The sequence below is a fragment of the Micrococcus porci genome, from assembly GCF_020097155.1.
GTDB lineage: Bacteria > Actinomycetota > Actinomycetes > Actinomycetales > Micrococcaceae > Micrococcus > Micrococcus porci.
In genome coordinates, this window is the sequence record NZ_CP083691.1 from 1,212,494 (window position 1) to 1,225,963 (window position 13,470).

The 13,470-nt window shown below is 74.0% G+C and carries 15 protein-coding genes; 7 read left to right on the forward strand and 8 right to left on the reverse strand.

The genetic code is table 11. From position 1 onward, the window contains the following. Positions 1-26 precede the first annotated feature (26 nt). On the forward strand, positions 27-611 hold the full coding sequence (locus tag KW076_RS05855) for a type 1 glutamine amidotransferase domain-containing protein (RefSeq protein WP_224356644.1): 585 nt from the start codon (positions 27-29) through the stop codon (positions 609-611). Positions 612-725: 114 nt separating this feature from the next. On the opposite strand, the gene KW076_RS05860 is transcribed toward KW076_RS05855, so the two are convergent. Both KW076_RS05860 and xseA read right to left on the reverse strand, forming a co-directional pair. Continuing rightward, positions 726-992 carry an exodeoxyribonuclease VII small subunit gene (locus KW076_RS05860; RefSeq protein ID WP_224356645.1) on the reverse strand — a complete coding sequence of 89 codons (267 nt, stop codon included), beginning with the start codon at positions 990-992 and terminating at the stop codon, positions 726-728. Further along, the gene (gene xseA, locus KW076_RS05865; protein WP_224356646.1) at positions 989-2,281 is read right to left on the reverse strand and encodes an exodeoxyribonuclease VII large subunit; all 1,293 of its coding nucleotides are present in this window, start codon (positions 2,279-2,281) and stop codon (positions 989-991) included. The genes KW076_RS05860 and xseA overlap by 4 nt, the downstream gene beginning before the upstream one ends. A gap of 161 nt (positions 2,282-2,442) precedes the next feature. Between xseA and KW076_RS05870 the strand changes: the two genes are divergently transcribed. Genes KW076_RS05870 through KW076_RS05880 form a run of 3 tightly spaced genes read left to right on the forward strand, consistent with a single transcriptional unit; the run spans position 2,443 to position 5,154 of the window. After that, entirely contained in the window at positions 2,443-3,507 is a 1,065-nt protein-coding gene (locus KW076_RS05870; RefSeq protein WP_224356647.1) for a hypothetical protein, read from the forward strand. Positions 3,508-3,517: 10 nt separating this feature from the next. Then, positions 3,518-4,618, forward strand: coding sequence for a 4-hydroxy-3-methylbut-2-enyl diphosphate reductase (locus KW076_RS05875; protein WP_224356648.1), 1,101 nt, complete (start codon positions 3,518-3,520; stop codon positions 4,616-4,618). Positions 4,619-4,677: 59 nt separating this feature from the next. After that, a complete protein-coding gene (locus KW076_RS05880; RefSeq protein ID WP_224356796.1) occupies positions 4,678-5,154 on the forward strand; it encodes a gluconokinase in 477 nt (158 codons plus the stop codon). A 54-nt stretch (positions 5,155-5,208) separates the two neighbouring features. Here the strand turns inward: KW076_RS05880 and KW076_RS05885 are convergent, their stop codons facing one another. Both KW076_RS05885 and KW076_RS05890 read right to left on the reverse strand, forming a co-directional pair. Continuing rightward, a complete protein-coding gene (locus tag KW076_RS05885; protein WP_224356649.1) occupies positions 5,209-6,561 on the reverse strand; it encodes a DNA recombination protein RmuC in 1,353 nt (450 codons plus the stop codon). 81 nt (positions 6,562-6,642) lie between these two features. Then, positions 6,643-7,083 carry a hypothetical protein gene (locus tag KW076_RS05890; RefSeq protein ID WP_224356650.1) on the reverse strand — a complete coding sequence of 147 codons (441 nt, stop codon included), beginning with the start codon at positions 7,081-7,083 and terminating at the stop codon, positions 6,643-6,645. Between the two features lie 72 nt (positions 7,084-7,155). Between KW076_RS05890 and KW076_RS05895 the strand changes: the two genes are divergently transcribed. Further along, positions 7,156-7,683, forward strand: a complete 528-nt coding sequence (locus tag KW076_RS05895) for an O-acetyl-ADP-ribose deacetylase (RefSeq protein ID WP_224356651.1) — start codon at positions 7,156-7,158, stop codon at positions 7,681-7,683. A gap of 20 nt (positions 7,684-7,703) precedes the next feature. Here the strand turns inward: KW076_RS05895 and KW076_RS05900 are convergent, their stop codons facing one another. The 4 genes from KW076_RS05900 to KW076_RS05915 are packed head-to-tail and all read right to left on the reverse strand — an operon-like array spanning position 7,704 to position 11,357. Then, entirely contained in the window at positions 7,704-8,378 is a 675-nt protein-coding gene (locus KW076_RS05900) for a response regulator transcription factor (RefSeq protein WP_180535928.1), read from the reverse strand. Further along, complete coding sequence (locus tag KW076_RS05905) at positions 8,375-9,601, reverse strand: sensor histidine kinase (protein WP_224356652.1); 1,227 nt, start codon at positions 9,599-9,601, stop codon at positions 8,375-8,377. Before KW076_RS05905 ends, KW076_RS05900 begins: the two co-directional genes overlap by 4 nt. Then, a complete protein-coding gene (locus tag KW076_RS05910) occupies positions 9,598-10,389 on the reverse strand; it encodes an ABC transporter permease (protein ID WP_224356653.1) in 792 nt (263 codons plus the stop codon). The genes KW076_RS05905 and KW076_RS05910 overlap by 4 nt, the downstream gene beginning before the upstream one ends. Further along, a complete protein-coding gene (locus KW076_RS05915; RefSeq protein WP_224356654.1) occupies positions 10,386-11,357 on the reverse strand; it encodes an ABC transporter ATP-binding protein in 972 nt (323 codons plus the stop codon). The genes KW076_RS05910 and KW076_RS05915 overlap by 4 nt, the downstream gene beginning before the upstream one ends. 227 nt (positions 11,358-11,584) lie before the next feature. Here KW076_RS05915 and KW076_RS05920 point away from each other — a divergent pair, with 227 nt between their 5' ends. Next, positions 11,585-12,100, forward strand: a complete 516-nt coding sequence (locus tag KW076_RS05920; RefSeq protein ID WP_224356655.1) for an Hsp20/alpha crystallin family protein — start codon at positions 11,585-11,587, stop codon at positions 12,098-12,100. Between the two features lie 103 nt (positions 12,101-12,203). After that, positions 12,204-13,289: a redox-regulated ATPase YchF gene (gene ychF / locus KW076_RS05925; protein WP_224356656.1), complete on the forward strand. Its 1,086-nt coding sequence runs from the start codon at positions 12,204-12,206 to the stop codon at positions 13,287-13,289. Positions 13,290-13,470: the final 181 nt, after the last annotated feature.

Below are 13,470 nucleotides of genomic sequence, written 5' to 3' on the forward strand. Positions count from 1 at the left end.
CCGGATCCGATCCGAAAGGTGGACCCATGACTGAGAACGCTGTCCAGAACGCCCCGCTGACCGGCAAGACCGTCGCGTTCCTCGCGACCAACGGCGTCGAGCAGGTCGAGCTGACCTCCCCGTGGGAGGCCGTGATCGCCGCCGGCGCGACCCCCGTGCTCGTCTCGCCGGAGTCCGGCACCATCACCGCGATGCAGTCCGACTGGGATCACGGCGAGTCCTTCGAGGTGAACACGACGGTGAAGGACGCCAAGGCCGAGGACTTCCACGGCCTCGTGATGCCGGGCGGCACCCTGAACGCGGACGCCATGCGCGTCAACAAGGACGCGCAGGCGTTTGTGCGTGCCTTCTTCGACCAGCACAAGCCGGTGGCGGCCATCTGCCACGCCCCGTGGACCCTGATCGAGGCCGGCGTCGTGGACGGTCGCCGTCTGACCAGCTACGCGTCCCTGGAGTCCGACCTGAAGAACGCGGGCGCCCAGTGGGTGGACGAGGAGGTCGTCGTGGACAACGGGCTGACCACCTCGCGCTCCCCGGAGGACCTCGACGCCTTCAACGCCAAGCTCGTGGAGGAGCTGGGCGAGGGCAAGCACGAGGACCAGACCGCCTGACCGACGTCGGGCGCGAGTCGCGCGGGGGCGGGGGCCGATGGCCCCCGCCCCCGCCGTTTCTCGAACGAAAGCGTGGCGGAGGCCGCCGTTTCTCGAACGAAAGTGGGGGCGGGGTCAGTCGGCGTCGGGGGCGGCCTCGCCGCGCACCTGGTCGAGGCGGGCGCGGGCGCCGTCCAGCCAGGCCTGGCAGCGGTCGGCCAGCGCCTCCCCGCGCTCCCACAGGGCCAGGGACTCCTCGAGGCCGGCGCCACCGGCCTCCAGCTGGCCCACGACTTCCACGAGCTCGGCCCGCGCCTGCTCGTAGCTCATGCGGGCCACGTCCGAGGTGTCGGCGGACGTGAACCCCCCGACGGCCGTTCCCTGCTGCTCCTGCTCGCTCATGCGTCCTCCTGGGTGGGGCTGGGGGTCTCGACGGGGGTGACGTCCGTGACGTAGGCCTCGATCCGGCCGGCGGCCACGAGCACGTCCAGGTCGTCGCCGGGGGTGACGTCCTCCGCGCGGCGGACGACGTGGCCCGCATGCTGGACCACGGCGTAACCGCGGTCCAGGGTCTGCTGGGGGGAGAGCGCGCGCACCTGTGCCCGCAGCGCGGACACGGCGTCCGCCTCCCGGGCGAGCCGGTGCCCGAGGGCCACCCGGCCCCGCTCCTGCCAGCGGCCGAGGTCCTCGGTGCGGGTGTCCACCATCACGTGCGGGTGGGCGAGCACGGGCCGGGAGCGCAGGGCGGCCAGAGCGTCGGCCTCCCCGCGCACGCGGCGCTCCACCGCCCCCGCCAGCCGGAGCCGGGCCTCGCGGATGCCGACGGACTCCTGGGCAGCGTCCGGGACGATGCGCTTCGCGGCGTCCGTGGGGGTGGAGGCGCGCAGGTCCGCGACGTCGTCGAGCACCGGCCGGTCCGCCTCGTGCCCGATGGCCGAGACCACGGGGGTGCGGGCCGCGGCCACGGCGCGCACGAGGGCCTCATCCGAGAACGGCAGTACGACCTCCTCCAGGGCCCCGCCGCCGCGGGCGATCACGATCACCTCGACCTCCGGCCGCGCGTCGAGCTCGGCGAGGGCCGCCGCCACCTGGCGCGGAGCGTCCGGGCCCTGGACGGCGACCTCGCGGACCTCGAACACCGCCGCCGGCCAGCGCAGGTGCGTGTTGCGGACGACGTCCTTGAGCGCGTCCGAGTCCCGCCCGGTGATCAGGCCGATGACCCCGGGCAGCACGGGCAGCTGCCGCTTCCGGGCGGGGGAGGTGAGCCCCTCCTCGGCCAGGCGGCGACGCAGCAGCTCGACGCGGGCGAGCAGGTCACCCAGGCCCACGGGGCGCATCTCCTGCACCACCATGGACAGCCGCCCGCCCTTGACCCAGAAGTTGGGCTTCACCCGCGCGACCACGCGCGAGCCCTGCTGGACGGACGGGTCGATGCCCGCGGCGACCGCGCGCCAGGCCGTCAGCGGCAGGGAGACCTCCTCCTCGAGGTCCCGCATCGTCATGTACAGATTGCCGCGGTTGTTCTTGTGCTCGATCAGCTGGCCCTCGATCCACGTGGCCGGCGCGCGCTCGATGTGCAGCTTCAGGTTCTCGGAGAGCCGGTGCAGGGGCCAGGGCCGCTCCGGGGACGTCTCCGAGGCCGTGGCGGGCACGACGACGGTCCCCTCCTCACGCGCTGCGCTCTCCTCCACGCGGCCTCCTGCTCCTCGTCCTGCCCCCGCGGCGGGGGTCCGCTCCTGACACGGGGCGCTCGCCCCGGGCCTGCGTCCAGAGTCTGTCACTACCCTCGGACACCGTAACCCGCCGCGCCGGAGCCCTCCGCGTGCGGCCCCTGACCCGTGGAAGGCGGCCCATGCGCTCCCTGCTCTCTCTGCTCTCCGCGGTCCTCGCGGCGCTGCTGGCCGTGCTCGCCACCGCCGGCGCCCTCGTGGACCGCACGGCCCACCAGCCGGACACCGTGCGGCAGGTGGCCGAGCGCATCGCCGCCGACGACGCCGTCCGCGCGGCCGTGCCCCGGGCGGTCACCGACTCGATCGAGGGCGCCGTCCCCGAGTCCGTCCCTGCCCCGCTCACCCAGCTGGCCCAGGACATCGTGCGCCCGATCGCTGAGGACGTGGCCAAGGACCCGGACGTGGCCACCGGCTTCGCGGACACCGCGGACGAGGCCCGCCGGGCCTGGCTGATGGACCTGGAGCGCGCCCGTGACGGCGGGGAGCACGCTCCCGGCGGAGAGTTCCGCATCCCCTTCGGGCCGGTCGCCCAGTCCGGCGTCGCCTCGGCCGTCGGGGACCTGGAGACGCGGCTGCGCTCCGATCAGCTGAACCTGCCGGGGCAGTCGATCGTCGAGGCGATCGTCGGCGTGGACGTGGGCACCTGGGCCGCGGACACCCTCGTGAAGCCCCTCTACGACCGCGCCGCCGAGCTGCGGGACAGCACCGACCTGACCATGACCGTCCGGGTGGACGCGCTCGCGGGCACGGACCGGGCCACGGTGGCGCGCTGGGTGGACGCGTCCGCGCACTGGCGGTGGGCAGCCGGCGGCTCGGTCCTGGCGCTCGTCGCCTCCCTGCTGCTCGCCCGCCGGGGCCGTCGCGGGCTGGCCCTCGCGGTCGCCGGGGTCACGGTGCTGCTGGCCGTCCTCCTGGCCTCGTCCGCCGTGGACTCCTCCCGGTGGTCGCTGGCCGCGCCCGACGGCGCCACCGGCGGGGTGGCCGCGCTGGCACGGGCCGCGGAGGCCGCGTTCCGCCCCGCGGTCGCGGACGTCCTGGCGCCCTGGCTGGGCGGGCTGACCACGTGGGGCACGGTGGCCCTGCTGGCGGGTCTGGTGCTCATGGCGATCGAGGTCCTTGCCGGGCCCGTGCGCCGCAGACTGGCCCGCACCCGTCCCAGCGGGACCGGCTCGCACACGGGCCGATAGCATGGACGGCATGTCCGTTCCCACCGCCTCCGCCCCGTCCACCGTCGGCCTCGGCATGCCGCAGGTGCCCCGCACCCGCCGCTCCCGCGAGGAGGTCGAGGCCGCCGCGCCCGTGGCCGGGGACAAGCGCGTCCTGCTGGCCGCGCCCCGCGGCTACTGTGCCGGCGTGGACCGCGCCGTCGTCGCCGTGGAGAAGGCCCTGGAGCACCACGGCGCTCCCGTGTACGTGCGCAAGGAGATCGTGCACAACCGGCACGTCGTGGACACCCTGACCGAGCGCGGCGCGGTGTTCGTCCAGGAGCTGGACGAGGTGCCCGCCGGCGCGCTCACCGTGTTCTCCGCCCACGGCGTGTCCCCGGCCGTGGTCGCCGAGGCGGCGGAGCGGGACCTGCAGACCATCGACGCCACCTGCCCCCTGGTGACCAAGGTGCACCGCGAGGCCGTGCGCTTCGCCCGGCAGGACAAGCGGATCCTGCTGATCGGGCACACCGGCCACGAGGAGGTCGAGGGAACCTACGGGGAGGCGCCGGAGCACACCACGGTGATCAACGACGTCGAGGAGGCCCGCACCGTCCAGGTGGACGACCCGGACAACCTCATCTGGCTCTCCCAGACGACGCTCTCCGTGGACGAGACCCTGGAGATCGTGGCGGTACTGCGCGAGCGGTTCCCGAACCTGCAGGACCCGCCCTCGGACGACATCTGCTACGCCACCTCCAACCGCCAGGCGGCGATCAAGAGGATCTCGCCGCAGTGCGACCTCGTGATCATCGTCGGCTCGGCGAACTCCTCGAACTCCGTGCGCCTCAAGGAGGTCGCCCTGGAGTACGGCGCGGCCCGGGCCGAGCGCGTGGACTTCGCCTCCCAGGTGGACGAGTCCTGGTTCGAGGGCGTGGCCACCGTCGGCCTGTCCTCGGGCGCCTCCGTGCCGGAGGTGCTGGTGCAGGACGTGCTGGCCCTCCTGGCCGACTACGGCTATGGGCAGGTCGAGGAGGTCGTCACCGCGGAGGAGGACATCATCTTCTCCCTGCCCAAGGAGCTGCGCGCCCAGCTCAAGCAGGCCGGGGACGAGGAGCGCTCCCTGGGCGGGCGGCGTCGCCCCGCCGAGTGACCGGGCAGGCCGGGCCCGCCCGGGCCCTCCTGGACCTGGCGGGCACGGCGGTGGTGGTGATGGGCGTGTCCGGCTCCGGCAAGACCGTGCTGGCGCAGCGCCTGGCCCAGGCGCTGGGCGTGCCGTTCGCCGAGGGGGACGAGTTCCACTCGGCCGAGGCCGTGGCCAGGATGGCCGGCGGCACCCCGCTCACCGACGAGGACCGGGGGCCGTGGCTGCGCCGGATCCGGGACTGGATGGGCTCCGGGGTGGCCGCGCGTGGGGCCGTGGTCACCTGCTCCGCGCTGAAGCGCTCCTACCGGGACGTGCTGCGCGAGGCCCCCGTGCGGGTGGTGTTCCTCCACGTGGAGACCCCGGCGGAGCAGGTCCTGCACCGCATGGAGCGCCGCCGACACTTCATGCCGCCCGCGCTGCTGCCCGGCCAGCTGGCGACCCTCGAGCCGCTGGAGGCCGACGAGGAGGGGGTCGTCCTGGCGAACGACTCCACCATGGAGGAGCTCACGGAGCGCGCGCTGCGAGCCCTCGCCGACCTCTGACCGGGCCCGGGTGTCACGGCCGAGCCCGGGGGGCGCTCCGGGGGCGGCCAGGGCTCAGGCGGTGCGGCGGTCCGTGTCCCAGGCGGCGTCCTCGGTCCACTCGTCGTCCTCCCAGAGGGGGGACTCCTCGAAGGCCGGGGCGGGCTCGGGGCGATCCTCTGCGGCCGCGGAGCCGGCCGGGGTCCAGCCCTCGTCCACGGGTCCGTCCCCGTCCACCAGCTCCGGCGCGGTGAGCGGGCGCGGGGCGTTGTCCACGCTGCGCACGTCCGCGAGGGCGGGCAGCCCCGGGTCCGCCTCGCGGAGGGTGCGGGCGGCGGGGAGCACGCGGGACTCGACGTTGCCGACCAGCCGGTTGTAGCCGTCCACGGCGGCCCGCAGGGAGCCGCCCATCCTGTCCAGGTGGGAGCCCATGGTGCCGAGGCGGTCGTAGAGCTCGCGCGCGCCGGAGACGATCAGCTGCGCGTTCTCCGCGAGGCGCTCCTGCCGCCAGGCATAGGCCACGGACTTGAGCGCGGTGAGCAGGGAGACCGGCGCCACCAGCGCGACGTTCCGGGAGAACGCGTGGTCCAGCAGGGCGCCGTCCGCGTCCAGGGCGGCGGCCAGAAGGGACTCCGCGGGCAGGAAGCACAGCACCAGCTCGGGGGAGCGCTCGAGCCCGGTCCAGTACGCCTTGGCGGAGAGGGCGTCCACATGGCGACGCACGGCCGCGGCGTGCCGGGCGTTCAGCGCGGCCCGGCGCTCGGCCGCCTCCTCTCCGGGCTCCTCCGCGAGGGCCCCGGCGGCCAGGGCGTCCCCGATGGGGGCCTTCGCGTCCACGGCGAGGGTCTTGCCGCCGGGCAGGGAGACGAGCAGGTCCGGGCGCAGGCGCTCGCCGTCCCGGCCGGTCATGGTGGTCTGCTCGGAGAAGTCCACGTGGTGCAGCATGCCCGCGGCCTCGACCACGCGGCGCAGCTGAGCCTCGCCCCAGTGCCCGCGCGCGGACGTGGACTTCAGCGTGGCCATGAGGGAGGCGGTCTGGTTCAGCAGGTCGCGGTCGTTCGCGGCGGCCGTGCGCAGCTGCTCGCCGAGGCGGCCGAACTGCGCGGCGCGGTCGCGCTCCAGCACGCCCACCTGCTCCTGCAGCGCCCCGAGCTGCCGGCCCAGCGGGGCGAGGGTCTCCAGCACCCGGGCGTCCGTGCGGGCGCGCTCGGCGTCCTCCGCACGCTGCTGGGTGAGCGCCCGGGACTCGGCGCGGGCCCCGGCCAGCTCCTCCCGGACGGCCGCGTGCTCGCGGCGCAGGGCATCCAGCTCGGCCCCGGCGGAGCCGTCGGCGGCCCCGTCCATGCGGCGCCACATCAGCCATGCGCCCACGGCGGCGCCCACCAGCAGCCCCAGGGCCAGCGTGATCACGAGGGTCAGGAAGTCCATGCCGACCACTGTCCCACCGGGGCCGGACACGCTAAGGGGCGGCGCGCCGTCGTCGGGCGCCCGGGCAATCTGACCCCGGACTCAGCTGATCTGCCCGAACAGGGGGTTGTGGCCGTTGGCCACGATGTGCGGCTCGCCCTCGATCCGGCCGGTGATCTCCGTGCCGGGGATGCCGGGCACGTACTCGAACACGAGGCGGACGGACTGCACGGCGCCGGCGTCGAACGCCTCGACGGCCACGGCCGGGCGCGGGCCCTGCGGGGTCTGCACCTCGCCGTCGAACACGGCGACGGCGCGCTGGGGGAGCGGCTGGATCCGGCCGACCTCGGCGGCGGCCTGCTCCGGGGCCAGGTCGGGCAGGGTCCACATGCCGCGGGCGCCGTCTGCGGTGACCGCGAGGATCGTCGGGTCGAACACGGCCTGCCGGGTGAGGGTGTCGAACACGTGGTCCACGGCCAGGGAGACCAGCGGGAGGATCTCGTGGGTGGGCGGGGTCACGGGGGTCTCAGGAGTCTGGCTCACGTCCCCGACGCTACCGCGCGCCGGCCCGCCGCACCTGTCCCGGCCGGGGCGCTCGTGCCTACGGTGGCCGGCATGAAGTTGAGCATCGCCCCCGGGGACATCACCGCCACGCACGCCGACGCGATCGTGAACGCCGCCAACTCCACCCTGCTCGGCGGCGGAGGCGTGGACGGCGCCATCCACCGGCGCGGCGGTCCCGAGATCCTGGCCGAGTGCCGCCGCCTGCGCGAGACCGACCTGCCGGACGGGCTGCCCGCCGGGCAGGCCGTGGCGACGACGGCGGGGCGCCTGCCCGCGCGCTGGGTCATCCACACGGTGGGCCCGGTGTGGGCCAAGACCATCGACAAGTCCGACACCCTCGCCTCGTGCTACCGCGAGTCCCTGCGGGTGGCCCGCGAGCTGGGCGCCCGCACGGTGGCCTTCCCGGCGATCTCGGCGGGCGTCTACGGATGGCCCATGGACGACGCCGCGCGCATCGCCGTCGAGACCTCACACGCCATGGCGGACGAGGTGGGCGACGTGGTCGAGGAGGTGCTGTTCGTGCCCTTCGGGGACCGGGCCGAGGCCGCGTTCCGTGCGGCGCTCGAGCATCTCACCTGAGCTCCTCCGCTGAGCCGCCCCTACAGCCACCCGCGGTCGCGGGCGACCGTCGCGGCCTCGCCGCGCGTGCTGGTGGCCGTCTTGCCGATTGCCGCGCTCAGATGGTTGCGCACCGTGCCCGCCGAGAGGTGCAGGCGCCCGGCGATCGCCCGGACGGAGGCCCCCGTGAGCGCTTCGCGCAGCACGTCGACCTCCCGCGGGGTCAGCGGGCTCGGACCCGCCGCGAGGGTGTCCACCGCGAGCGAGGGATCCACCACGCGCTCGCCGCGGGCCACCGCGCGCACGGCGTCGGCGAGCTGCTCGGCCGGGGTGTCCTTGACCACGAATCCCCGGGCCCCGGCGGCCAGGGCACGTTCCAGGTAGCCGGGACGGCCGAAGGTCGTCACCATCAGCACGGCGCAGCCCAGGCCACGGTCCCGGATCCGGCGCAGGGCCTCGAGCCCGTCCACCCCGGGCATCTCGATGTCCAGCAGCGCGACGTCCACGTCATGGGTCTCGACCGCGTCCGCCACCTCGTCCCCGGAGGCCGCCTGGGCGACGACGGTCAGGTCCGGCTCGGTGTCCAGGAGGGCGGCCAGGGCACCGCGCACGAGCGCCTGGTCGTCGGCCAGCAGCAGGCGCAGCGGAGCCCCGGGTCCGAGACCGGCTGCGGGCGGCGACGCCGGGGACGGGGCCGGGTCGGCTGACTCTCTCATGCGTCCATCCTGCCCTCGGTGGCGGGCAGGACCCCGCGCGCGGCCTCCGGCGTGGTCCCGCCCCAGTGCACGGCCACGCCGGTGCCGGCCCCGCCCAGCCCCGGCCCCACCTCGAGGCGCGCGCCCTCCGCGGCCGCCCGCTCGGCGAGGGTGCGGGGGCCCACGCCCGCGACGACGGCGGCCGGCAGCCCGGCGCCGTCGTCGAGCACCGCCACGTGGTGGGCGTCCAGGCTGATGCGCACCCGGCGGGCCCCGGCGTGGCGGAGCACGTTGGTCACGGCCTCGCGCACGATCCACGCGGCCAGGGCGCGGCGACGCTGCGGCACCTCGGTGACCGCGCCGGGCGGCGGGGCCTCGACGGCCATCCCGGCGTCCCGCAGCGCCCCCACGGAGAGGGAGAGCTGCCCACCCAGCTCCGGGGCGGCGAGCTCGGCGACGGCGGCCCGCGCCTCGGCGAGGGCCGTGCGGGACAGGGCGATCACCTCGGCGGCCTCCTCCTTGGCCCGGGCGGGGTCCGTGTCGATCAGCCGGTGCACGAGCTGGGTCTTGACGTTGATGGTGGTCAGGGAGTGGCCCAGGATGTCGTGCAGATCCCGACCGAGCCGTTCCCGCTGGCCGGCGAGGTCGAGTTCATGCGTCATCTCCACGACCCGGTCGTCCCGGGCGATCGCCAGGCGCATGCCCACCAGCACCACCAGGAGGACGGCGAGGTTGCCCAGCACGACGGGCAGGGCCGGATCGCCGGGGAAGAACAGCAGCCCGGTCGCCAGCGCCGCGGCCATCGTGGCCCCGGCGCCGGTCAGGCCCACGCGCAGCCGGTGGGGGAAGATCCACGTCGCCACGAGGAAGGGGGAGTAGAGCAGGGCGTGGACGCCCAGGATCCGGGTCAGCACGGCCACACACCCGGCGAGCACGAACCAGGTGAGGACCGTGTTGGCCCAGGCCGGCCACGCGCGCACCGGGCGCGGCACCACGAACGCGGCCAGGTAGACGAGGATGAAGACCGCGATGGCCGCCACCCCCAGGATCGCCTCGCCCCGCCCGTCCCCGGGAGTGAACGCCCGGCGGAGGAGCTCGACGAGGACGAAGCCGAAGCTGATGAGCCACACCCCGGCGAACCCCATCGTGGACGGCCACAGGTGCAGCGGCAGGACGGCGGGGTCGTGCTCCGCCGTGCCGACCGTCGGGCGGGCCGGCGCCGGGGGTCCGCCGGCGGGGCTCATGCGCGGGCCGTCCGGGAGCGGGAGGCGAGCAGGCAGACCACCGCGAACACGGCGGTCCAGGCCAGCAGGTTCACGATCGGCAGCCACAGCGGGTCCGCGGCGGCGGGTTCCGTTCCCATCGGCGCCCTCTCTCCCTCCATCTGCGGCCACCGGGCGAGGGCGCCGGCCCCGTACACCGGAGTGAAGCGCCCGATGTCCAGCATGATCCCCGAGAGCGGGACGAAGAGGTTCCCGAGGAAGCCGAACACCACCAGGATGCCCGACGCCGCGGACACGGCGGCCTCCGAACGGAAGAGCAGGGCGGCCGCCAGGCCGAACAGGGCGAACGGCAGCGAGGACACCAGGGCGAGGGCGCCCGTCGTGAGCCAGCGCAGCGGGCCGTCGAGCTCCGCGCCCGTGAGCGCGCCCGCGGCGAGCACGGCGAGCACAGGCAGGGCGGCCATGGCCAGGGCCACGAGGCACTTGCCGGCGAGGTAGGCGCCCGGGGTGAGCGCGGTCAGGGAGAGCTGGCGGCCCCAGCCGGACTGGCGCTCGACGGCGGCCGAGCCGGCGATCGAGGTGGTGGCCATGACCGCCCCGTACACGGCCATGCCGGTCATGGTGTACGCGGACGCGTTCCCGTGGCCGACGGGGAGGTCTCCCCAGTCGGAGAGCGCGCCGAACATGAGGTAGAGCGCCACGGGGAGGACGACGATGAAGAACGAGCCCTCGATCATCCGCACGTTGCGGACAAACTCGCGGCGTGCATAGCCGAACAGGCGGCCGGGGGCGGTGGTGGTCGTGCTCATGCGAGGGACTCCTGCGGCTCGGAGGGTGCCGACTGGCCGGCGTCGGTCAGGGAGAGGAACACGTCGTCGAGGGAGGCGTGGGTGATCGCCAGGTCCTCGACGAGGCGCTCGTTCAGCAGGTGGCGGGCGACGTCGTCGCCGGTGACCCGGCCCCCGGCGGGGACGCGCACGCGCAGGCGGCCGGGGGAGAGGTGCTGTGGTTCGAGCTGGACGGCGTCCCGCGGCAGGCCCAGGGCGGCGGCGAGGCGGGCGGGCGCGTCCGGATCGCCTCCGCCGCCGGCCCAGCGGCCCGTGAGGGTGACGGACCCGCCGGTGGCGAGCTCGGCGGGCGTGCCGTCCGCGTGGATCCGGCCCTCGCGCATCAGGACGATCCGATCCGCGAAGTCCTCGGCCTCGGGGAGGAAGTGGGTGGCGAACACGATGGTGCGGCCCCGGTCCGCCTCGGCGTGCATGGTGTCCCAGAAGTCGTGGCGGGCGCGGACGTCCATGCCCGCGGTGGGCTCGTCCAGGATCAGCAGCTCGGGGTCGGTGAGCAGGGCCAGGGCGAAGCGCAGCCGCTGGCGCTCGCCGCCGGAGCATTTCTTCACTCGGCGGCCGGCCAGCCCGGTGAGGCCGGCGCGCTCGAGGGCGGCGGACACGCCGATGTGGCGGCGGTGGCAGCCGGCCACCATGGCCACGGTCTCGCGGACGCTCAGGTCCTCCAGCAGGCCGCCTGTCTGCAGCACTGCGCCCACCCGGCCCTGGCGGACGGCGGCGACGGGGTCGGAGCCGAGGATGCGGACCGTGCCGTCCGAGGGCGGGCTGAAGCCCAGGGCCATGTCCAGCAGCGTGGTCTTGCCGGCGCCGTTGGGCCCGAGGAGGGCGAGGACTTCGCCGGCGGGGACGGTGAGGTCCACGCCGTCCACGGCCCGGACCGGTCCGAAGCGGCGGGTGAGTCCCCGGGTTGCGAGTGCGGGTGCGTTGCTCATGGCTCCAGCCTCGCCGCGGGGCGCGCCCCGCGGGAGCGGCAGACGTCAGGAATGCGCCATGACGAATGTCATGGGTGGGGCCGAGCCGCAGCGTGCGGGCTGTCCCTCAGAAAGTTGAGCGGAGTTCACGCAGATTTCTGGAATAGGTTCGCTGGGCGTGCTGTTGTGGTGATCAGACGCCGCGGTGTCAGCGGCGCCCACCCGACTCCCGAGGAGAGTGAACCGACATGGCCCGTCCCATCGATCCGTTCCGTGAGATGGAGCGTCCCTTCCGTGAGATGGAGCGCCTGGTGAACGGTCTGACGACCCGCGCGACCGGCACCGCGTCCATGCCCATGAACCTGTACCGCGAGGGCGACGCCTTCGTCGCCGAGGTCGAGCTGCCGGGCGTGGACCCGGCGTCGATCGACGTGGACGTCGAGGAGCGCACCCTGACCATCCGCGCCGAGCGCAAGGAGGCCGCCGCCTCCGAGGGCCGCCAGTGGCTGACCCGGGAGCGCTCGTCCGGCACGTTCGCCCGCCAGCTGACCCTGGGCCAGGGCCTGGCCCTGGACCGCATCGAGGCCGACTACCGCGACGGCGTGCTCGTGCTGAGCATCCCCGTGGCCGAGCAGGCCAAGCCGCGCAAGATCCAGGTGAAGCACTCCGCCGCCGACCAGGTGGAGGGCCAGGAGGTCGCCGGCCAGGAGTCCGTGCAGGACTCCGCCGCGGTCGAGGCCCCGCAGCAGCCCTCGGGCGAGTGACCGCCTGAGCCGCTGATCGGCTGAACCGACGACGCCGGCGCCGCACCTCCGCGTGGGGGTGCGGCGCCGTCGTCGTGTCCGGGCGCCCCGGTAGAGTGGCTCCGTGGCTTTGACTATCGGATTCGTGGGACTGCCCAACGTGGGCAAGTCGACCCTGTTCAACGCGCTGACGCGCCAGACCGTGCTCGCGGCGAACTACCCGTTCGCGACGATCGAGCCGAACGTGGGCGTGGTGAACCTGCCGGACGAGCGGCTGCCCCAGCTGGCCGAGATCTTCGGCTCCGAGCGCATCCTGCCGGCCACGGTGTCCTTCGTGGACATCGCGGGCATCGTGAAGGGCGCCTCCGAGGGGGAGGGCCTGGGCAACCAGTTCCTGGCGAACATCCGCGAGGCCCACGCGATCGCCCAGGTGGTGCGCGCGTTCGACGACGGCGACGTCGTCCACGTGGACGGCAAGGTGGACCCGGCCTCGGACATGGAGACCATCAACACCGAGCTGATCATCGCCGACATGCAGACCGTGGAGAAGGCGATCCCGCGCGTCGAGAAGGAGGTCAAGGGCAAGAAGAAGGAGCCCGCCGACCTCGAGGCGCTCAAGGCCGCGCTCGCGGTGCTGGAGCGGGGCGAGACGATCTTCGCGGCGAAGGACAAGGACAAGCTGGACATGGACCGGCTGCGCGAGCTGAGCCTGCTCACCGCCAAGCCGTTCATCTACGTGTTCAACTCGGACGAGGGTGTGCTGGGGGACGAGGCCAAGCAGCAGGAGCTGCGTGATCTGGTGGCCCCCGCCGACGCTGTGTTCCTGGACGCCAAGCTCGAGTCCGACCTCGTGGAGCTCTCTGAGGAGGAGGCCGCCGAGATGTTGGAGATGGCCGGGCAGGACGAGTCCGGGCTGGACCAGCTGGCCCGCGTGGGCTTCTCCACCCTCGGCCTGCAGACGTACCTGACGGCCGGGCCGAAGGAGACGCGTGCCTGGACCATCCCGGTCGGCGCGACGGCGCCCGAGGCCGCGGGCGTGATCCACACCGACTTCCAGCGCGGGTTCATCAAGGCAGAGATCGTGAGTTTCGATGACCTGATCGCTGCCGGCTCGATGAACGATGCCAAGGCCGCCGGCAAGGTGCGCATGGAGGGCAAGGACTACGTGATGAAGGACGGCGACGTGGTGGAGTTCCGGTTCAACGTGTGATGTTACAAGCTATCTTTGAGCCACTGTACATCTAGTTAAAAAGAATCGACGTCTTGTGACTGAATCCTCACTTCAAAATCAGGTCAATCGATGGCGGATGCAAGCGTCCTCTATTGGCGATCTCAAGTGCGGCAAAGAGCAACTCTTCCCGAGAACCGTGGAACTGGTGGCTCTGCTTGAT